Below are 18,518 nucleotides of genomic sequence, written 5' to 3' on the forward strand. Positions count from 1 at the left end.
CAGGAAGACCCAAGTCCCCCCAGGCCCTTCCACGGCCCCTGCGCCTTCCTGATCCCCTCGCTGACCGGCGGCGGCTCCTCGGCTGCGGCTGCTCTCACGGAGACTTCCACGACATGGCTTCCCGGTTCTCCCGCCTCGCCTTCGCCGCGCTTCTCGGCCTCTCCTCCGCCGCCCTGGTCGCCGCCGCGGCCGAAGCCAAGCCCGCCGCCGCCATCGCCGCCTTCGACCCGGACAACGACGGCACCATCGACCTCAAGGAGGCACAGGCCGCCGCCGCCGCGACCTTCGACGGCCTCGATCCGGACAAGGACGGCACCCTGGACGCCAAGGAGCTCAAGGGCCGCGTCTCCAAGAAGGAGCTGAAGGCGGCCGATCCGGATTCCGACGGCACCCTCGACAAGAACGAGTACCTCGCCCTGGTCGCCGCCCGCTTCCAGGCCGCCGAGCCCGACAACGACGGCACCATCGACGCCAAGGAGCTGGCGAGCCCGGCCGGCAAGAAGCTGCTCAAGCTCATGAAGTGAGCCGTTCCGCCCTCACTGCGGAGAACGGCGCGGGGCGCGGATCCGAGAGGGTCCGCGCCCTTCCTGTTTTCGCCTCCCGCCGGCGGCCGACGAGAGGGGATCGCGCGACCTTCAGAACTTAATAAGGGCAAGGTGGGCGGGGCAGCATGCGGAATCCTTCGACTCGAGGATCTTCGGGCGATAGGACTCCCGGCGAACGAGAGGCCGATCGCGGCCCGAAACGCCCCAGGGCAGGAAACACCGGTCTCCCGATGAACCATCTCTTTGCCGCCGCCGCGCTCCTCGCGAGCCTGAGCGCCTCCCAGGCCCTGGCGGAGACGGCCCCCGGGCCCGGTCCCCAGCCCGCCGCGGACAAGCGCAACAACGCCGCCAAGATCGCCGGCCTTGCCGGCTTCGTGAACCTGTCCTGCCCGACCCTGCGCACCGACACGGCCCGCCTGAAGAGCACGGTCACGGCGATGGGCGTCTCCCTGGAGGAGCTGGAGCAGGGCGAGCTGCGCCTGCGCGCCCAATCCTACATCGAGGCTTACCGGAAGGACGTCGAGGCGAGCTGCAAGCGGGCGGCGGAGCTGTTCGGCGCGGAGGGCAGGGTCGTGCCGGGCCTGTTCGTCGCCCGGTAGGGCGTCGTCTCGGGGCGCCTCGGCGCCCGCAAGGATCCGCAAGTCCCCGTGATTCCGCGCAAGAGGGCAGAACAGCAAGCCGCGTGCGAAACGGCACGTCGGCCCTGCAAGCGGCTTCCTATCTCACGGTCACCACAAGATGACACGGCCCCCGAACAAGACGGAGACCGCGCCAGACGAAAGGAAAGACCGATGAATACTCGTCTTGCATCCGTCGCTGCTGCGCTCGCCCTGAGCCTCGCCCTTCCCGCCTCCTCCGCCTTCGCCCAGAGCTATACGGCTCCGGCCGGCATCCCCACGGGTGCCACCGTCGCGACCGGCGACGTGCTGACCACGGGCTCGATCGGCCCGCGGGGCGGCTGGGGTCTCAGCCGGACCCAGCGCGCCATCGACAGCTCCGCCAAGGGCGGCAACGCCGCCCAGCCGAACTTCCTGGTGCCCCAGTACGGCAACACCGCCGGCGGCCCGGCGCAGTAACCCCACCTCCTCACGGAAGGTCCCGGACGGCGGAGCGCGCGCTCCGCCGTTTTGCGTTGCGCGCCAGGGTCTTGCGACACGTTTTCGTGAGGCGGGCGGGATGGGCCTCCTGCCCCGAATCCGTCGCATTCGGGTCAGGATCGGTTCACCCGGGCGGGTCCACTCTGCTGGACAAGCCCGGCCGGCTCCCCGCCGGAAGGGCGTGAGCCCCGGGCCCGCTCCAGGGTCCGAGGCTCGAGGATGTCGTTCCGCACCGGCCCTCTCCGGGAGGAGGCTTCCCTCTCCGGGTCGGTGCTCCAGCGTAGGAGATCACGTCATGAGGCACGCAAAGGTGCTGGCAATGGCTGCCGCGATCGCCGGCGGCCTCGGTCTCGCAACGGCGGCGCAGGCCGCCCCCTTCTCCCCCGCGCCCCTCGGCGCTTCGGCCCCGATCGAGACGGTCGACTGGGCCTGCGGCCCCGGCTTCCACCTCAATCCCTGGGGCCATTGCCGGCCGAACTGGGGCTACGGCCCGCGGCCCTATTGGCGCCGGAGCTGGTACGGGCCGGGCCCGGGCTTCTACCGCCCCCCGCCGCCGCGCTATTACGGCTATTACGGCCCGCGGCCGTTCTACTGAGTATCTTCGAGGGCCGGGCGCGCGTCGTCCGGCCCTTCTCCGTCCCGGAGGGCGAGGCCGTTCAGCAGGAGATCGATCTGCGCGTCCCGGTAGGCGTCGATGTCGAGGGGGTGGCTCTCGCCGTAGAGGCTCTGCCAGTGGCAGGCCATGATGATGGGCGCGAGCAGCAATTCGGGAAACTGCACTGCGGCGCTCCCCCGGAACTCGCCGCGCCCGATGCCGTAGGCGACGACCTGGCGCAGCCGCAGCATCTGGGGCTCGATCACCTCGTCGTGCCAGCGGTTGGCGAGCTCGGGAAAGCGGCAGGCCTCCGCCACCAGCATGCGGATCAGCTCGCGGCCGCGGCGATCCTCCACCATCCGCGCGAAGATGAAGCCGAAATGCTGGCGCAGGATCGCCGCCGCGCTGCCCCGCAGGGCGGCGGTGAGCCCCTCGAGATTCTCGCGCACCGGCCGGACGATCTCCTTCACCGTGGCGATGAACAGCTCCTCCTTGCTGGAGAAGTAGACGTAGATCGTGCCCTTGGTGATGCCGGCGCGCGCCGCCACGTCGTCGAGCCGGGTGCCCGCGAAGCCCGTCCGGGCGAATTCCTCGAAGGCCGCCTCGAGGATCTCCCCCGGACGCGCCTGCTTGCGCCGCTGTCGTCCACCTGACGAAGGCATCTCGCGCCCGTTCCGCACCCATTATTGACTGACCAGTCAGTTATTATTAGCTCTCTGCCCGGCAGGCAACGATTCGGCTCCCGCTTTCCCGACAGGGGGCGGCGCCGGGACCCCGTGGGCGGACGGGGCGATCTTCCTGCCGGGAAGGCGAGGGGACCGGGTCCGGTTCCCCTCATCGGCAACGAGGAGATCGCTCCGCCGTGAAGGGTCGTGTCTCTACCGCAGCGACCGGGCTCGCTCTCGCAGCCTGCCTCGGGATCGGTCCCCCCGCCCGCGCCGAGGACGCGCTGGCCCGGATCAAGACCGTGACGGCCACCCTCGCCAGCATCGCCGACGAGGTCGTGCTCACCGGCGACGTCCAGGCCAAGTTCCAGAGCAACATCGCCTTCCGGGTGAGCGGCAAGATCGCCGCCCGCCTCGTCGAGGTCGGCGCGCATGTCGAGGCCGACCAGGTCCTGGCGCGGCTGGAGCCGCAGGAGCAGCAGGTCAATCTCGACACCGCCCAGGCGCAGCTGACCTCGGCCGAAGCCCTGCTGACCCAGGCCAAGGTCGCCTTCGAGCGCCAGAAGCAGCTCATGCGCTCGGGCTACACCACCCGCAGCGCCTACGATCAGGCGGAGCAGAGCCTGCGGACCACGCAGGCCTCGGTGGATTCGGCCCAGGCCGCCCTCCAGACCGCCCGGGAGCAGTTCTCCTATACCGAGCTGAAGCCCGGCGTGTCCGGCATCGTCACCGCCCGGGACGCGGAGGCCGGCCAGGTGATCCAGGCGGGGCAGACGGTGTTCACCATCGCCCAGGACGGCCCGCGCGACGCCGTCTTCACCGTCTCGGAGACGCTGCTCGCCGAGCCGCCGGAGAGCAGGAAGGTCGACATCGTGCTCCAGGCCGACCCGTCGGTGCGCACCACCGGCACCGTGCGGGAGATCTCGCCCGCCCTCGACCCCTCCAGCGGCGGCGTCAAGGTGAAGCTCGCCATCGATCCGGTGCCGCCGCAGATGAGCCTCGGCGCCGTGGTGATCGGCAGCGGGCGCTTCCGCCCGAAGACGGCGGTGACCCTGCCCTGGAGCGCCCTCTACCGCTGGGAGAACGCCCCCGCCGTCTGGATCTACGACCGGCAGGCGGGCACGGTGGCGCCGCGGCGGATCGAGATCGCCCGCTATTCCGGCTCCGCCCTGGTGCTGTCGGGGGGCGTCTCGGCCGGCGAGCAGGTGGTCAGCGCCGGCATCCAGCTCCTGCGCCCGGGCCAGCGGGTCGCGGTGACGGGGGAGGGCACGCTGTGAGGCCCGCTCTTCTCCTCGCGCCCGCGCTCCTCCTCGGCCTTTCCGCCTGCCACAAGACGGAGGAGGCCCCCGCCCCCGTGCGCCCGGTCCTCACCGTCACGGTGGAGCCCCGCGCGCGCGCCACCTTCGGCCCCTTCGCCGGCACGGTCGAGCCGCGCTACCAGACCCAGGCGGGCTTCCGGGTCGGCGGCCGCATCGTCGCCCGCGACGTCTATGTCGGCGACCTCGTCGCCAAGGGCACCCGGCTCGCCGCCCTCGACCCGACGGTGGCCCAGTTCGCCCTGACCCGGGCCAAGGCCGACGTGGCCGATGCCGAGGCGCAATTCGCCAACGCCGCCGCCACGGAGCAGCGCCAGCGCACCCTGTTCGAGGGGGCGAACGTCACCCAGGCCCAGCTCGATTCCGCGGTGGCCAACCGCGACACCGCCGCCGCCCGCCTCGCCCAGGCGAAATCGGCCCTCCAGCGGGCGCAGGACGAGCTCGGCTACGCGACGCTGTCCTCCGATTTCGACGGGGTCGTCACCGCCTGGAACGCCGAGGTCGGGCAGGTGGTCAGCGCCGGGCAGGCGGTGGTCACCCTCGCCCGCCCCGACATCCGCGAGGCGGTGGTCGACATCCCCGACGACCTGATCGGCGGGATGAGTCCGGAGGCGAACTACACCGTGGCGCTCCAGGCGGCGCCGGGAGTCACGGCGCAGGCCAAGGTGCGCGAGGTCGGCCCCATCGCCGATCCCATGACCCGGACCCGCCGGGTGCGCCTCACCCTGCTCGCGCCCCCGCCCGCCTTCCGCCTCGGCACCACCGTCACCGTCGCCCTGGAGCGGAAGACGCAGCCGCGGATCAGCCTGCCCGCGGGCGCCCTGCTGGAGGCGGAGGGCAAGACGGAGGTCTGGGTCGTCTCCGCCGACGGCAGCCGGGTGAACCGGCGCGCCGTCACCGTGTCCGGGCGCAGCGACGGCCAGGTCACGATCGGCGCCGGGCTCGCGCCGGGGGAGCGGGTCGCCGTCGCCGGGGTGCACAGCCTCGAAGAGGGCCAGACCGTGCGCCTCGCCGCGAACCGGTGAGTCCCCGGCCGCGGGCCCGGACCCGCCGCAAAGCCTTCAGGCGGGGCGTCAGGATCGCCCCGCATCCGATTGATCGCAAAGACGTTCGCTCCGCCCGATGCTGAAGTCCTTCAACCTCTCCGAATGGGCGCTCGCGCATCGCTCCTTCGTCTGGTTCCTGATGGTGGTCTCGGTGATCGCCGGCGCCATGGCCTATCAGCGGCTCGGCCGCGAGGAGGACCCGGCCTTCGCGATCAAGACCATGGTCGTGCAGGCGCGCTGGCCGGGCGCCACCATCCAGGACACCCTCGAGCAGGTCACCGACCGGATCGAGAAGGAGGTGCAGCAGATCAACGCGGTGGATTTCACCCGCAGCTACACCACGCCCGGCCAGGCCACGGTGTTCGTGCAGCTGCGCGAGACCACGCCGCCCAAGACCATCCCCTGGCTGTTCTACCAGGTGCGCAAGCGCATCGGCGACATCCGCAACACCTTCCCCGAGGGGATCGAGGGGCCATCCTTCAACGACGAGTTCGGCGACGTCTTCGGCAACATCTACGCCTTCACCGCCGACGGCGTCTCGATGCGGCAATTGCGCGACTACGTGGAGCGGGTGCGCACCATCATCCTGCGCGTCAAGAACATCGGCAAGACGCAGATCCTCGGCGCCCAGAACGAGGTGATCTATCTCGACTTCTCCACCCGCAAGCTCGCCGGGCTCGGCATCGATTTCCAGACCCTGGTCCGGACCCTGCAGGCGCAGAACGCGGTCGCCCCCTCCGGGGTGATCCAGGCGGGGCCGGAGCGGGTCTCCGTGCGCGTCGGCGGCCAGTTCGCCGACGAGAACAGCCTCAAGGCGATCAACCTGCGTGTGAACGACCGCTTCTTCCGCCTTGCGGACGTTGCGGAAATCCACCGCGGCTATACCGACCCGCCCCAATCCCTGTTCCGCTACAACGGCAAGCCGGCGATCGGCCTCGCCATCGCCATGCAGCCGAGCGGCAACCTGCTGGAATTCGGCGAGGAGCTGAAGGCGCGCCTGCGGGTTGCCGAGGCCGAGCTGCCGATCGGCGTGGGCGTCCACCTCGTCTCCGACCAGCCCAAGATCGTCGAGGAGGCGGTGGGCGGCTTCACCAAGGCGCTGGTCGAGGCCGTCGTCATCGTGCTCGCGGTCTCCTTCGTGAGCCTCGGGGTGCGGGCGGGCCTCGTCGTCTCCCTCTCGATCCCCCTCGTGCTCGCCATCGTGTTCATCGTCATGGAGATCATGGGGGTGACGCTGCAGCGCATCTCGCTCGGCGCGCTCATCATCGCCCTGGGTCTGCTCGTCGACGACGCCATGATCACCGTGGAGATGATGGTGGCGCGGCTGGAGCAGGGTGACAGCCTGCACAAGGCGGCGACCTTCGCCTACACCTCCACCGCCTTCCCGATGCTCACCGGCACGCTGGTGACGGTGGCGGGCTTCCTGCCCATCGGCTTCAACGGCTCGGCGGCGGGCGAGTACACCTATTCGCTCTTCGTGGTGATCGCGGCCGCGCTCCTGGTCTCCTGGGTGGTGGCGGTGCTGTTCGCGCCGCTGATCGGCGTGAAGATCCTGCCCAAGACGATGAAGCATCACAGCGAGAAGCCGAGCTTCCTGCTGCGCAGCTTCCGGGCCGTGCTGATCCCGGCCATGCGCTTCCGCTGGGTGACGGTGCTGATCTGCCTCGGCCTGCTCGGGGCGGCCATCGTCGGCATGGGGCACGTGCAGCAGCAGTTCTTCCCCGCCTCCGACCGCAACGAGGTGCTGGTCGACCTGACCCTGCCGCAGAATGCCAGCATCGGCGAGACCAAGGCCCAGATGGACCGGTTCGAGGAGGCCCTAAAGGGCGACCCGAAGATCCGCCACTGGAGCTCCTACGTGGGCGAGGGCGCGATCCGCTTCTACCTCCCCCTCGACCAGCAGCTCGGCAACGCCTTCTTCGGGCAGATCGTGATCGAGACCGTGTCGCTCCAGGCCCGGGACGAGACCATGGCGCGGCTGAACGAACTCGCCCGCACGCAGTTCGTCGGCACCGACGTGTTCGTGCACCCCCTCGATCTCGGCCCCCCCGTCGGCCGGCCGATCCAGTACCGCCTGTCCGGGCCCGACCTGCAGGTGGTGCGCGCCCAGGCGCTCAAGCTCGCCAACGTGATGGCGACCGATCACCGGATCGGCGTGCCCACCTTCGACTGGAACGAGCCCGGCAAGGTGCTGCGGGTCGAGATCCTGCAGGACAAGGCGCGCCAGCTCGGGGTGACGAGCCAGGACATCGCCGGCATCCTCAACGGCATCGTCGGCGGCACCACGATCACGCAGGTGCGGGACTCGATCTACCTCGTGAACGTGGTCGGCCGGGCGCTCGCCGTCGAGCGCAACTCCGTCGACACCCTGCAGAGCCTGCAGGTGCCGCTGTCGAACGGCGCCACCGTGCCGCTGCTCGCCTTCGCCCGGCTCCACTACGACCTGGAGCAGCCGATCGTCTGGCGGCGCGACCGCCTGCCGACCATCACGGTCCGGGCCGCGATCACCGACGACACGCAGCCGCCCACCGTGGTCAACGCCCTGGCGCCGGCCATCGCGCAGTTCACCAAGGAACTGCCCGAGGGCTACGAGCTCGCCGTCGGCGGCGCCGTGGAGGAGAGCGCCAAGGGCCAGGGCCCGATCGCGGCGGTGGTGCCGGTGATGCTCCTCGCCATGGCCTTCTTCCTGATGGTGCAGCTCCAGAGCGTGCAGAAGCTCTTCCTCGTCTCCAGCGTCGCGCCCCTCGGGCTGATCGGCGTGGTCGCGGCCCTGCTGCCCTCCGGGGCGCCGATGGGCTTCGTGGCGATCCTCGGCGTGCTGGCGCTGATCGGCATCATCATCCGCAACGCGGTGATCCTGGTGACGCAGATCGACGAGTTCGCGGCCGAGGGCATGGCGCCCTGGGACGCGGTGGTGGAGGCGACCTGCCACCGCATGCGCCCGATCCTGCTCACCGCCGCCGCGGCGAGCCTCGGCATGATCCCGATCGCCCGCGAGGTGTTCTGGGGGCCGATGGCCTATGCCATGATCGGCGGCATCCTCGCGGCGACCTTCCTGACCCTGCTGTTCCTGCCGGCCCTCTATGTCGGCTGGTACCGGATCCGCCCGGGCAAGCCGGCGGCGGGGGCGGCGCCCGCGCAGGCGTGAGGGCCGGCCCCGGCCCCCACGCCCCCAAGTTATCAGATCCTCAGGCGGCGCGGCCGAGGCGGCTGTGGCGCCGGCCCCAGGCGAAGTAGATCACCAGCCCGATCGCGAGCCAGATGAGCAGGCGCAGCCAGGTCTCCCCGTCGAGGGAGGCCATCATCGCGCCGCAGAACAGGATGCCGAGGATCGGCACCAGGGGCACCAGGGGCGTGCGGTAGTCGCGCCGGGCATCGGGCTGGGTGCGGCGCAGGATGATCACGCCGAGGCAGACCAGGATGAAGGCGAGCAGGGTGCCGATGCTCGTCATGTGGCCGAGCTGCGAGATCGGCAGCAGGCCGCCGAGCGCGCTCGTGAACACCATGAAGAACAGGTTCGAGCGGTAGGGCGTCTTCCAGGTCGGGTGGATCGCGGAGAAGAAGCCCGGCAGCAGCCGGTCCTGGCTCATGGTGTAGAAGACCCGGCTCTGGCCGAGCAGCAGCACCAGGATCACGGTGGAGAAGCCGCAGATCACGCCGAAGGTCACGAGGGTCTTCAGCCAAGGGTAGGGCGTCTGGGCGATGGCGGTGTTCACCGGCGCGGCGTCGCCCCGCATGGCGTCGTAATGCACGAGCCCGGTGAGCACGCCGGCGAAGGCGATATAGAGCGCCGTGCAGATCGCCAGCGAGCCCAGGATGCCGATCATCATGTTGCGCTGGGGGTTCTTGGCCTCCTGCGCCGCGGTCGAGACCGCGTCGAAGCCGACATAGGCGAAGAAGACCACGCCCGCCGCGCGCATGATGCCGGAGATGCCGTACTCCCCGAAGGTGCCGGTGTTCTCCGGCAGGAACGGCACGTAGTTCTGGCGCTTCACGTAGAACAGGCCGACCCCGATCACCACGAGCACCACGGCGAGCTTCACGAGCACGATCACCGCGTTGACCCGGGCGGATTCCCGGATGCCGACCATCAGGAGGAACGAGGCCGCCACGATGATGAGGACCGCCGGCAGATTGACGATTCCCGCCGCTGTGGTCCCGTTGGCCAGGGTGTAGGTCTCGAAGGGGGCGTGCACGAGGGCGGCCGGCAGGTCGATGCCGAACTGGTGCAGCAGCCGCGTGACGTAGCGCGACCAGCTCACCGAGACCGTGGCCGCGCCGACCGCGTATTCGAGGACGAGGTCCCAGCCGATGATCCAGGCCACGAACTCGCCCATCGTGGCGTAGGAATAGGTGTAGGCCGAGCCCGCCACCGGGATCATCCCCGCGAGCTCGCTGTAGCACATGCCGGCGAAGGCGCAGCCGATCGCGGCGATGGCGAAGGAGACCACGACCGCGGGGCCGGCATGCTCGGCCGCCGCGATGCCCGTGAGCGAGAACAGCCCGGCCCCGATCACCGCGCCGATGCCGAGCCCGATCAGGCTCCAGGGGCCGAGATGGCGTTGCAGCTTGTTCTCGCCGGCCTCCGCATCGGCGTTCAGCCGCTCCAGCGACTTCACCCGAAAAAGATCGCCCGCGATGCCCGACGCCATGCCTGTCCTCGATTGTCCGTTGCGTGAGGTTCTGGAACCTTGGCGCAATCAAGCGTCGAAAACGCCGGCCGCGCAATGCGGTCCCGACGACGCGTCGGGGAGGGCGGGTCTCCGGCCGGCGGGACGGGCCGGGGAATCTTTGAACGGGGAGGGTCTCCGGCGGTTTCCGGGGCAGAGGGCGGACGTGCCGGCGGGGATCCGCCGACGCGGTCCGCCCCAGCCCCCCGAGGACCGGACCGCCCCATGAAGACCGCCCGCACTCCGCTCGACCGCCAGGTCGTCGTCATCACCGGCGCCTCGAGCGGGATCGGCCTCGCCACCGCCCGCCTCGCCGCGCAGAGGGGCGCGCGGGTCGTGCTCGCCGCCCGCAACGGCGAGGCGCTGGCCGAGATCGTCCAGGAGATCGCGCGCGCGGGCGGCACCGCGAGCCACGTCGCCGCCGACGTCGCCGAGCGGGCCGCGGTCCAGGCCGTCGCCGATCACGCGATCGCGCGCTTCGGACGCATCGATACCTGGGTGAACGATGCGGGCCTCTCGATCATCGGCCGCCTCGAGGAGGTGAGCGAGGCCGACCACGAGCGCCTGTTCCGGACGAACTTCTGGGGTGTGGTGAACGGCTCCCTGGTGGCGGCGCCGCACCTCAAGGAGAGCCACGGCACGCTGATCAACCTCGGCAGCATCGCCTCCGACATCCCGTTCCCGCTCCAGGGCATGTACTGCGCGAGCAAGCACGCCATCAAAGGCTTCACCGACACCCTGCGCATCGAGTGGGAGGACGAGGGGGCGGACGTGGCGGTGACGCTGATCAAGCCGGCGGCGATCGACACCCCCTTCCCGCAGCACGCCCGGAACTACACCGACCGCGCGCCCAAGCTGCCGCCGCCGGTCTACCGCCCCGAGGCGGTGGCGGAGGCGATCCTGCATGCCGCCGTCCATCCGCGGCGCGACCTCTATGTCGGCGGCGGCGGCCGGCTGATGACCGCGGCCCAGGCCCTCGCCCCCCGCGCCTTCGACCGGATCGGCAGCACCCTGATGGGCCAGCAGTTCCAGGACGCCCCCGCCCGCGACCGGGAGGGCAGCCTGCACGCCGCCGGCCGCAGCGCGGGGCGCGTCTCGGGCGGCCATCCCGGGCACGTGATGCAGCGCAGCCTCTACACCCGCAGCCAGCTGCACCCCCTCGCCACCGCGGCCGTGGTGGCGGGCGTCGGGCTCGCCGCGGCGAGCCTGATCGGCGGCGGCCCGCGCCGCCCCTGAGCCCATCCGTCCACCCGAGAGAGGAGACCGTCCCATGACGACCGCACCCCCGCCGGTCCCGCCGGCCAACCGCTCCGACAAGGGCCCCGGCAGCGCCGCGCCCGCCCCGAAGGAGACGGGCCGGCCCAATGCCGGCGCCAATCCGGACAAGACCGGGCAGGCCGGGAACGCCAAGGTCAACACCACGCATCAGGGACACCAGCAGGACCGATGAGCACCTCCTCGAAGACGCCCGCCGCCGACCGCCATCACGGCGGCCCCGGCAGCAGCCACCAACGCCCCGACCGGCCGGATCCGGCGGACACGCCGCGCTCCCACTGACGACGGGATCCGCGCGATGACGACCCGGGAGCCGACACTCGACGCCTTCCGCGTCCTCCTGATCGCGGATCCGCCCTCCCCCCTGGCCGCCTTCGACGCGGCCCTCTGGAGCTACCTGGCTCCCATCGAGGGCCTCACCGCCCAGATGCAGGCCCTCGACGTGCTGGAGCGCGCCGTCGCGGGCGGCTTGGCCCGCGGCGCGCGCGCCTCGTCCCTGCCCCTCCTGCTCGCGGCCCTCGGCCGCCACCGGGCCAGGCTGTCCGAGCCCTCCGCCTGACCGGAGGCCCCGTGCCGCCGCGGGACCGGAACCGGCAGCGCCGTTAAGAATTCGGAAACCATACCGCGCAAAGCGCCGCGCCGGGGGTGTGGGCAGGTGTGAGCAACGGTGAGGAAACGCACCGCAGAATCCCGCCCGTTCCGGTTAAGGACTATTAACGTTTGAGGTGGCGCGAAGGCGCCGACCGGCCCGAACCCAGCAGCAGTACGACGATGAGCGACCGGATCGAAGACCTGAAGTTCCTGATGACCATGATGGTCGTGACCCTGGGCGGCAGCGCCCTGGCGGCCCTCGTCGGCTGAGGCGCAAGCCCGCTCCGAGACCGAGCGGGCGGCTTTCCGGGAGGGCAGGCCATCGGCGAGGGCCGGTGGGGCATCCCGGTGACAGCGCCGGCGGCGAGAATCGCCTAAATCCTTCGGATGAGAACGGGTGGGGAACGTCGGCGGGTGCCGGCGGCGGCCCTCCGTGCCGGTCCGAGGAGGGGAGCCATGCGAGTGGGATGCGCGTCCGTAGCCTTGGCCCTGCCGCTGGCCCTCGGGCCGCTCCCGGCCCTGGCGGCTCCGGCGGAAAGCACCCCGGAAACCGGCGTCCCGGCGAGCCCTGACCTGGAGAGCCTGCGCCGGCAATGGCATCGATGCGTGCGCCAGGCCTATTCCGGCCAGCCCGTCAGCGTGCCCAAGCAGGCGGCGCAGAACGCGGCGCTCGCCGAATGCAAGCCGGCCGAGGACGCCTATGTCGCCGGCGTTCTCGCGGCCCAGGGCAGCGAGGGCGCCAGCGCCCATGACGGCCATAGCCTGACGAGCCGCGCCCGGGCCTGGATGGCCTCGGTGGCCGCCTATGTCGTCGATCCCGTGACCGCCTGGCTCGGCGGCCTCACCCGCTGACGCCTCGATCCCGAAGCTCCGTGCGCAAACTCCTCGTCATCGGCATCGGCACGGGCAACCCCGCGCATCTCACCGTCCAGGCGGTCGAGGCCCTGCGCAGCCTCGACGCCGTGTTCGTCCTCGACAAGGGCGGCTCGAAGAGCGCGCTCACCCGGATCCGCCAGGAGATCTGCGACCGCTACATGGGCGAGCGGCCCTACCGCTTCGTCGCCGCCCCCGATCCCGAGCGCGACCGCGCCCCCGCCGATTACGGCACGGCGGTCGCGGACTGGCACGCCGCCCGGGCCGTCCTGCTCGAGGACCTGATCGCCCAGAACCTGCCCGAGGGCGGGACCGGCGGCTTCCTCGTCTGGGGCGACCCCTCCCTCTACGACAGCACGCTGCGCATCATCGACCGCATCGCCGTCCGGGGCCGGCTGCCCTTCACCCATGCGGTGATCCCGGGGATCAGCAGCGTGCAGGCCCTCTGCGCGAGCCACCGCATCGCCCTCAACCGCATCGGCGAGCCGGTCCATGTCACCACCGGCCGGCGCCTCGCGGAGGGGCTGCCGGAGCCCCTCGACACCACCGTGGTCATGCTCGACGGCGACCCCGCCCTCGACCGACTCGACCCGGACCTCACCATCCATTGGGGCGCCTATCTCGGCACGCCCGACGAGATCGTGGTGGCCGGCCGGATCGGCGACGTGGCGCCGGAGATCCTGCGGCGGCGGGCCGAGGCGCGGGCGCGCCACGGCTGGATCATGGACACCTACCTGCTGCGCCGGCCGCGCTAGGCGGCACGGAGCCGGCGGGCAGGGTGCGACAAATCGGCCCGGCCGCGGGAGGCCCTTGCCTGTTCGCCCTTCCGTACGAATAATCCTTTCTATCGGACGATCGGCGACCGCACGAGTCCGTCTCCCGCCCGGAATCGGCCTCGGAAAGGCCCTGGCAGAGCCCTTGCTTGGCCGGCTCCATACGGGACACTGAGCCGCGGACGAACAAGGTCGCGCTACGTCCCGAAGGGGCTGACACCATGACACGAGCGGCGCGGAACGCGTTGCGCGGATTGAGCCTTCTGGCCGGTGGCCTGTGCTGTGCCCTGGGCATGACCGGCTTGGCGCCGGCCGGGCTCGGGCCGCCGCCGGAGCCGGTTCCGGCCCTCGCGGCGCCCCCCGCCCGCGGCCTCGCCTTCCGGCCGGAGACTTTGCCCGGCCCCGAGCCCGAAGCCGCCCCCGCCCGTGTCGCCCTCGGCCCCGGCGGCCACGACATCCGGCTCTCCGGCGAATTGGGGGAGGGGACGGCGGACCGGCTCGCCCGGCTCCTCGCCGCGCATTCGGGGGTGGAGCGCATCCATCTCACCAGCGAGGGCGGCCTCGTCGACGAGGGCAACGCGCTCGGGGAGCTGATCGCGGCCCACCGCCTCGTGACCTACGTGCCGGATTACTGCGTCTCCGCCTGCACCCTCGCCTTCGTGCGCGGCCGCGAGCGGCTGATCGTGGCGAGCGCCCGGCTCGGCTTCCACGCGCCCTACGAGACGGGGCCGCTCGGGCTCGACATCCAGGCCGATTCGGGGCCGGAGCGGGCGGCCTATCTCGCGGCGGGGGTGACGGCGGATTTCGCCGACACCGCCCTGGCGGTCGCCTCCGGCGATCTCTGGATCCCGGATCCGGCCCGGCTGATGCGCGGCAACGTCGCCACCGGCGTGGTCGGGACCGACCGCTTCCCGGATTCGAGCCTCGACGACGGGCCGGACCTCGCCCATGCCCGCGCCGCCGCCCTGCGCAACGTGCCGCTCCTCTCCGCCTTCGAGGGGAGGGCGCCGCAGGTGATCGATGCGGTCGCGGTCCGGGCGCTCGGCGCCTATCTCGAGGGCCGATCGGAGGACGCGGTCCTCGCGGGGATGCAGCGGGACGCCGCCCGGGCGGCGGCGCGAGCGCTGCACGGCGCCTCCGACGAGACCCTGCTCGCCCTCGGGCGCCTCCTGGTGCGGGCGATGGAGCGGGCCGGCCCGAGCCACCCGCAGACCTGCGTCCGCCTCGCGGAAACGGGGGACCTCGTCCTCGCGCAGCGGATGCTGACGGGCGAGGCCGAGGCGCGGGATCTCGTCCGGCAGGCCCTCGACGACGCCGTCCTGCCCGTGACGATCGAGGTGGAGGACACGGAGGCGGCCCGGCTCGAAGCGGCGGCGACGATTCCCGATCCGGCCTCCGCCTGCGCGCTCCAGCATCGCCGCTACCTGCGGGCCCTGAGCCTGCCCTTGCCCGAGGCGGCCACGGCCCTGCGCCGGCTGATCGCCCCCGGGAAGCGGCCGGCCCTGGAGGCGACGGCCCGCCCCTGAGCCGACCGGCTCAGTGGGACTGGCTGCCCTCCGGCGGCTGCAACCGCCGCGCGAGTTCGAAACCGATCTCCAGCGCCACCGCATCGACGAGGCGGGCGAGGGGCGGATTGGGCAGGCCCTCGACCAGCCCCTTCATCGCCACCACGTGGTCGGCGAGGCGGTTGACCCGGCGCTGCGCCTCCCGGGCCGCGCTGCCGCGGACCATGCGCTCCTCCGTGAGGTCGAAGGCGAGGCCGGTGGCGCGGTCGTGCTCGCCCCGCCCCATCAGCCGCAGCCAGCGCCGCCCCTCCGGACCGCCGCGGGTGCGGAACTCGACCTCGAAGGGCTCCCTGCCCTGCCGGGCCGCGAGCAGCACGCTCTCGACCCGCGTGCCTTCCTCGATCCGGGCGAGAAAGGCGGCGAGCGGCACGCCCGCCGTGGCGTCTTCCTCGAGCCCCAGCAGCCGGGTCAGCGCCTGGGCCGCGGCGAAGCGGTCGCAGGCCGCCTGGTGTGACCAGGGGCCGAGACAGGCCGACCGGGCGAGGGCATCTTCGAGATCGGGGTGAAGGGCCGACATGGGGCTCCGGGCTACGGGCGGGCGACCCACGACCCGGAAGGCGTCCCGCCCCGGCTATTCGCCGCTCAGAGACAAACCTCAGGTTAAGGCGTTGGTGCCCGGATTTTGCAATTCCGGGAGCCTACAGTCCTTATCATACATCAGTAAAGCGAAGATCGAAGCGGCAACGCAGATTCAATTTCAAGTTAAATTTGCGCGCACGGAAGCGGTGCCGCCCCACCGGCGGGCGCCCCCGCCGGATGCACTTTAACCAACGGTTAACCCTGTTTGGCGATCAGGGGATCAGGCGATCCCGGTGTCACAGGACGGGCGCCCGCGCTCAGAGCGCCCGGACGACAAGAGCCCGCCTGGACCGAAAGGGAGCGCCCGATCATGAAAGCCATCACGTTCGTCACCCAGAAGGGAGGCAGCGGGAAGAGCACGCTGTGCATCTCGCTGGCCGTCGCGGCGCAGGAAGCCGGACACAGCGTCTGCATCCTGGAGATGGACCGGCAGGCCACGATCTCGGACTGGCTCGACCACCGCACGGCGGAGGGCCCCGAGGTGGCGCAGATCGACGCCACGCAGATGGAGCTCGTGATGGAGCGCCTGCGCGATTCGGCCTACGACTACGTCTTCATCGACACCCCCGGCGTCGATTCCCCCGGCACCCTGGCGGCGATCCGCGCGGCCGATCTCTGCATCATCCCCTGCCGGCCCACCCCCGCCGATCTGCGCGCCTTCAAGCCGACGCTGGCGGCGGTCTACCGCTTGGAGAAGAAGTTCGCCTTCGTGCTGAACCAGACCCCGCCCCGCTCCTACCGCATCCGCGACGCGGCGGACGGCCTCGCGGTGCTCGGCATCCTGCCCGACGTGAACATCGTGGCCCGCACCGACCACCAGGACGCCATCGGCGTCGGCCAGGGCGTGACCGAGTTCAACCCGAAGGGTCAGGCCGCCGACGAAGTGCGCCGGCTCTGGGGCTGGATCGAGCGGCGCATGCAGGTGAGCCGTCATGTCAAAGCCGCCTAAGCTCAACCTCGCCTCCATCGTGGCGGCGGCGAGCCCGGCGCGGGGACAGAAGACGGCGGAGATCGTCTCCCTCGACCGCGCCCCGCCCCAGCGCCCGGCCCCCGCCACATTGAAGCAGCGGGCGCGGCAGATGTCGGTCTATCTGGAGCCGCCGGTCCACGACCAGCTGCGCGACCTCGCCCATGTCGAGCGCACCAAGATGCACAGCCTGATGCTCGAGGCACTCGACCTGCTGTTCCGCCAGCGCGGCGCCCGCTCGATCGAGCAGGTCATGGCGGATCGCCGCTGAGGGCGGCCGGAACGCGAAGACGCCCGCTGTCCGAGGGGCTTGAGGACGGATCCTGATCCGCCGCCTCAGGCCCCTTTCCCCGTGCGGCCTCGCCGGGCGCCCGTCCGCCGGCGCGCAAGCCCCCGGCCCCGCAGGAAGATTGTTGTGCGCAAACGAATCCGTTCAGCTTTCCTTTACGGCGTTCGGACGATTTTGGGCGGGGGAGGCGGCTGCCGCCGGCTTCCCGTGTGACGGCCCCGCACCGGCGCTCCCCGCGCTGCGGGTGCCCGTGTGGCGTGACGGGGAGCCCGGGCGTGTCCTCATGGCGGGTGTCGAGAAGACCGGAAAGGGTCCCTTCCCGTATGCGTCGGCCCTGCCGCCGTTCGGCGCGCCCTTCTGGAAGCTCCTCGGCGTCTGCGCGGTGGCGCTGACGACCGCCAATTGCAGCACCAATCCGCAGAAGCTCGCCGGCGCCTCCGGGGGCAACGGCATCGATCCGAAATACGGCGTGCGCGCCAGCCGGCGCCTCTACAACGAGGGCGACGTGATCCCGAAGGGCGGCGGCCGCCGCTTCTCCGGCAAGCCCTACGTGGTGGCGGGCAAGACCTACGTCCCGCGGGAGGAGGCCCGGGGCTATGTGCGCCAGGGCTTGGCCTCCTGGTACGGCAGCGCCTTCCACGGCCGCATGACCGCCAACGGCGAGGTGTTCGACCGCCACTCGATCGCGGCGGCCCATCCGACCCTGCCGCTGCCGAGCTATGCCCGGGTGACCAATCTCGACAACGGCTACTCGATGGTGGTCCGCGTCAACGACCGCGGCCCCTACCATGCCGGCCGCGTCATGGACGTGTCGGAGGAGGCGGCCCGCGCCCTCGATTTCCACCGCCGCGGCACCGCCCATGTGCGGGTCGAATATGTCGGCAAGGCCTCCACCGCCGGCAGCGACGACCGCCGGCTGCTCGCGACGCTCCGCACGGACGGCCGCCCGGCCGGCATCAGCACTCCGGTCATGATGGCCGATCTCGGCCCCGACACGGATCCCGACGTCGAGCGCTTCACCCGGCCGGAAGCCGCGCCCCTCGCCTTCAAGCCGAAGGACGAGGAGGCCCGGGAGACCGGAACGGCCGAAGCGCCCGAGCCCGCCCCGGCCCCGCGCCCGGCCCGGCCCGCCCCGGTCATGGTCGCGAGCGCGGCGAGCGTCGCCGTGCCGGCGGCCCTGCAGCCGACCGCGCGCCGCGCCGCGCCGTTCCGCCCCGCCCCCGTCGTGGCCGGCACGGCCCCGCGCGCCACCTTCGCGGCGGCGCAAGGGCCGGCCCGCAGCCAGCACGCCCAGGCCGCGCCGCTCAGCCTCGCCCCCGCTCCGCTCAAGCTCGCCGCCGCGCCCGCCGGCCGGGCGCCGATGGCGATCCACGGTTCGGGCCCGAAGGGCGCGCCGGCGATCCGCAACGCCGCCCTGGCGCCCGGCAAGGCCGCGGCCGCGCCCCGCATGGCGGCCCTCTCCGCCCCCGGTCCGGGCAAGGCCAAGCCGGCGGTGATGCCGGCCGCCGCCCAGGCCGCCATGGCCAAGCTCGCCGCCGCCTCGGCGCCGAAGGGCAAGGCCCCCGCGATGGCCGACACGAAGGCCGGCGCCAAGGGCAAGCGCTCGCGGATCGCGGGCGTCTACTGACGGGAGGGGCGCCCCGGCCTTGTGATGCCGGGAGCGATGCGGCAA

General features: G+C 71.9%; 19 protein-coding genes. 16 read left to right on the plus strand and 3 right to left on the minus strand.

Going from position 1 to position 18,518, the window contains the following annotated elements; genetic code table 11:
- The first annotated feature begins 113 nt into the window (after positions 1 to 113).
- The 4 genes from lanM to MFF21_RS10880 all read left to right on the plus strand — a co-directional run bounded on the left by lanM (position 114) and on the right by MFF21_RS10880 (position 2,237).
- The gene (lanM, locus tag MFF21_RS10865) at positions 114 to 524 is read left to right on the plus strand and encodes a lanmodulin LanM (protein WP_238311161.1); all 411 of its coding nucleotides are present in this window, start codon (positions 114 to 116) and stop codon (positions 522 to 524) included.
- 251 nt (positions 525 to 775) lie between these two features.
- A complete protein-coding gene (locus tag MFF21_RS10870; RefSeq protein WP_238311162.1) occupies positions 776 to 1,144 on the plus strand; it encodes a hypothetical protein in 369 nt (122 codons plus the stop codon).
- Positions 1,145 to 1,336: 192 nt separating this feature from the next.
- Positions 1,337 to 1,621, plus strand: coding sequence for a hypothetical protein (locus MFF21_RS10875; protein ID WP_238311163.1), 285 nt, complete (start codon positions 1,337 to 1,339; stop codon positions 1,619 to 1,621).
- Between the two features lie 316 nt (positions 1,622 to 1,937).
- Positions 1,938 to 2,237, plus strand: coding sequence for a GCG_CRPN prefix-to-repeats domain-containing protein (locus MFF21_RS10880; RefSeq protein ID WP_238311164.1), 300 nt, complete (start codon positions 1,938 to 1,940; stop codon positions 2,235 to 2,237).
- On the opposite strand, the gene MFF21_RS10885 is transcribed toward MFF21_RS10880, so the two are convergent.
- Complete coding sequence (locus tag MFF21_RS10885) at positions 2,231 to 2,899, minus strand: TetR/AcrR family transcriptional regulator (protein WP_238311165.1); 669 nt, start codon at positions 2,897 to 2,899, stop codon at positions 2,231 to 2,233. The genes MFF21_RS10880 and MFF21_RS10885 overlap by 7 nt on opposite strands.
- Before the next feature lie 200 nt (positions 2,900 to 3,099).
- Between MFF21_RS10885 and MFF21_RS10890 the strand changes: the two genes are divergently transcribed.
- From MFF21_RS10890 to MFF21_RS10900, 3 genes are all read left to right on the plus strand, one after another.
- Complete coding sequence (locus MFF21_RS10890) at positions 3,100 to 4,179, plus strand: efflux RND transporter periplasmic adaptor subunit (protein WP_373324985.1); 1,080 nt, start codon at positions 3,100 to 3,102, stop codon at positions 4,177 to 4,179.
- Entirely contained in the window at positions 4,176 to 5,243 is a 1,068-nt protein-coding gene (locus tag MFF21_RS10895) for an efflux RND transporter periplasmic adaptor subunit (RefSeq protein WP_238311166.1), read from the plus strand. The genes MFF21_RS10890 and MFF21_RS10895 overlap by 4 nt, the downstream gene beginning before the upstream one ends.
- Positions 5,244 to 5,343: 100 nt before the next feature.
- Positions 5,344 to 8,412 carry an efflux RND transporter permease subunit gene (locus MFF21_RS10900; RefSeq protein WP_283206528.1) on the plus strand — a complete coding sequence of 1,023 codons (3,069 nt, stop codon included), beginning with the start codon at positions 5,344 to 5,346 and terminating at the stop codon, positions 8,410 to 8,412.
- Positions 8,413 to 8,452: 40 nt separating this feature from the next.
- On the opposite strand, the gene MFF21_RS10905 is transcribed toward MFF21_RS10900, so the two are convergent.
- Positions 8,453 to 9,916, minus strand: a complete 1,464-nt coding sequence (locus MFF21_RS10905; RefSeq protein ID WP_238311168.1) for an amino acid permease — start codon at positions 9,914 to 9,916, stop codon at positions 8,453 to 8,455.
- A 243-nt stretch (positions 9,917 to 10,159) separates the two neighbouring features.
- Between MFF21_RS10905 and MFF21_RS10910 the strand changes: the two genes are divergently transcribed.
- The 6 genes from MFF21_RS10910 to MFF21_RS10935 all read left to right on the plus strand — a co-directional run bounded on the left by MFF21_RS10910 (position 10,160) and on the right by MFF21_RS10935 (position 14,972).
- On the plus strand, positions 10,160 to 11,170 hold the full coding sequence (locus tag MFF21_RS10910; protein WP_238311169.1) for an SDR family oxidoreductase: 1,011 nt from the start codon (positions 10,160 to 10,162) through the stop codon (positions 11,168 to 11,170).
- A 34-nt stretch (positions 11,171 to 11,204) separates the two neighbouring features.
- Positions 11,205 to 11,384 (plus strand): hypothetical protein, encoded by a 180-nt coding sequence (locus tag MFF21_RS10915; protein WP_238311170.1) that lies wholly within the window; start codon positions 11,205 to 11,207, stop codon positions 11,382 to 11,384.
- Between the two features lie 123 nt (positions 11,385 to 11,507).
- The gene (locus MFF21_RS10920; RefSeq protein WP_238311171.1) at positions 11,508 to 11,768 is read left to right on the plus strand and encodes a hypothetical protein; all 261 of its coding nucleotides are present in this window, start codon (positions 11,508 to 11,510) and stop codon (positions 11,766 to 11,768) included.
- Between the two features lie 488 nt (positions 11,769 to 12,256).
- Positions 12,257 to 12,652 (plus strand): hypothetical protein, encoded by a 396-nt coding sequence (locus MFF21_RS10925; protein ID WP_238311172.1) that lies wholly within the window; start codon positions 12,257 to 12,259, stop codon positions 12,650 to 12,652.
- Between the two features lie 20 nt (positions 12,653 to 12,672).
- A complete protein-coding gene (cobF, locus tag MFF21_RS10930) occupies positions 12,673 to 13,428 on the plus strand; it encodes a precorrin-6A synthase (deacetylating) (protein ID WP_238311173.1) in 756 nt (251 codons plus the stop codon).
- A 272-nt stretch (positions 13,429 to 13,700) separates the two neighbouring features.
- Positions 13,701 to 14,972, plus strand: coding sequence for a COG3904 family protein (locus MFF21_RS10935; RefSeq protein ID WP_238311174.1), 1,272 nt, complete (start codon positions 13,701 to 13,703; stop codon positions 14,970 to 14,972).
- 10 nt (positions 14,973 to 14,982) lie between these two features.
- Here MFF21_RS10935 and MFF21_RS10940 read toward each other — a convergent pair whose 3' ends face one another.
- Positions 14,983 to 15,528 carry a hypothetical protein gene (locus tag MFF21_RS10940; protein ID WP_238311175.1) on the minus strand — a complete coding sequence of 182 codons (546 nt, stop codon included), beginning with the start codon at positions 15,526 to 15,528 and terminating at the stop codon, positions 14,983 to 14,985.
- Between the two features lie 372 nt (positions 15,529 to 15,900).
- On the opposite strand from MFF21_RS10940, the gene MFF21_RS10945 reads away from it, so the two are divergent.
- The 3 genes from MFF21_RS10945 (at position 15,901) to MFF21_RS10955 (ending at position 18,473) form a co-directional block, all read left to right on the plus strand.
- The gene (locus MFF21_RS10945) at positions 15,901 to 16,539 is read left to right on the plus strand and encodes a division plane positioning ATPase MipZ (protein WP_238311176.1); all 639 of its coding nucleotides are present in this window, start codon (positions 15,901 to 15,903) and stop codon (positions 16,537 to 16,539) included.
- On the plus strand, positions 16,523 to 16,828 hold the full coding sequence (locus tag MFF21_RS10950) for a ribbon-helix-helix domain-containing protein (protein WP_238311177.1): 306 nt from the start codon (positions 16,523 to 16,525) through the stop codon (positions 16,826 to 16,828). Before MFF21_RS10945 ends, MFF21_RS10950 begins: the two co-directional genes overlap by 17 nt.
- A gap of 301 nt (positions 16,829 to 17,129) precedes the next feature.
- On the plus strand, positions 17,130 to 18,473 hold the full coding sequence (locus MFF21_RS10955; RefSeq protein WP_238311178.1) for a septal ring lytic transglycosylase RlpA family protein: 1,344 nt from the start codon (positions 17,130 to 17,132) through the stop codon (positions 18,471 to 18,473).
- The last annotated feature ends 45 nt before the right edge of the window (positions 18,474 to 18,518 follow it).

The organism is Methylobacterium organophilum, assembly GCF_022179465.1.
In the GTDB taxonomy this organism is placed as follows: domain Bacteria; phylum Pseudomonadota; class Alphaproteobacteria; order Rhizobiales; family Beijerinckiaceae; genus Methylobacterium; species Methylobacterium organophilum.

Coding starts and splice junctions, on each gene's coding strand:
- MFF21_RS10945 (WP_238311176.1), top strand. CDS start 15,901: ATGAAAGCCATCACGTTCGTCACCCAGAAGGGAGGCAGCGGGAAGAGC.
- MFF21_RS10920 (WP_238311171.1), top strand. CDS start 11,508: ATGACGACCCGGGAGCCGACACTCGACGCCTTCCGCGTCCTCCTGATC.
- MFF21_RS10940 (WP_238311175.1), bottom strand. CDS start 15,528: ATGTCGGCCCTTCACCCCGATCTCGAAGATGCCCTCGCCCGGTCGGCC.
- MFF21_RS10915 (WP_238311170.1), top strand. CDS start 11,205: ATGACGACCGCACCCCCGCCGGTCCCGCCGGCCAACCGCTCCGACAAG.
- MFF21_RS10905 (WP_238311168.1), bottom strand. CDS start 9,916: ATGGCGTCGGGCATCGCGGGCGATCTTTTTCGGGTGAAGTCGCTGGAG.
- MFF21_RS10910 (WP_238311169.1), top strand. CDS start 10,160: ATGAAGACCGCCCGCACTCCGCTCGACCGCCAGGTCGTCGTCATCACC.
- MFF21_RS10880 (WP_238311164.1), top strand. CDS start 1,938: ATGAGGCACGCAAAGGTGCTGGCAATGGCTGCCGCGATCGCCGGCGGC.
- MFF21_RS10925 (WP_238311172.1), top strand. CDS start 12,257: ATGCGAGTGGGATGCGCGTCCGTAGCCTTGGCCCTGCCGCTGGCCCTC.
- lanM (WP_238311161.1), top strand. CDS start 114: ATGGCTTCCCGGTTCTCCCGCCTCGCCTTCGCCGCGCTTCTCGGCCTC.
- MFF21_RS10875 (WP_238311163.1), top strand. CDS start 1,337: ATGAATACTCGTCTTGCATCCGTCGCTGCTGCGCTCGCCCTGAGCCTC.
- MFF21_RS10885 (WP_238311165.1), bottom strand. CDS start 2,899: ATGCCTTCGTCAGGTGGACGACAGCGGCGCAAGCAGGCGCGTCCGGGG.
- MFF21_RS10955 (WP_238311178.1), top strand. CDS start 17,130: ATGGCGGGTGTCGAGAAGACCGGAAAGGGTCCCTTCCCGTATGCGTCG.
- MFF21_RS10950 (WP_238311177.1), top strand. CDS start 16,523: ATGTCAAAGCCGCCTAAGCTCAACCTCGCCTCCATCGTGGCGGCGGCG.
- MFF21_RS10870 (WP_238311162.1), top strand. CDS start 776: ATGAACCATCTCTTTGCCGCCGCCGCGCTCCTCGCGAGCCTGAGCGCC.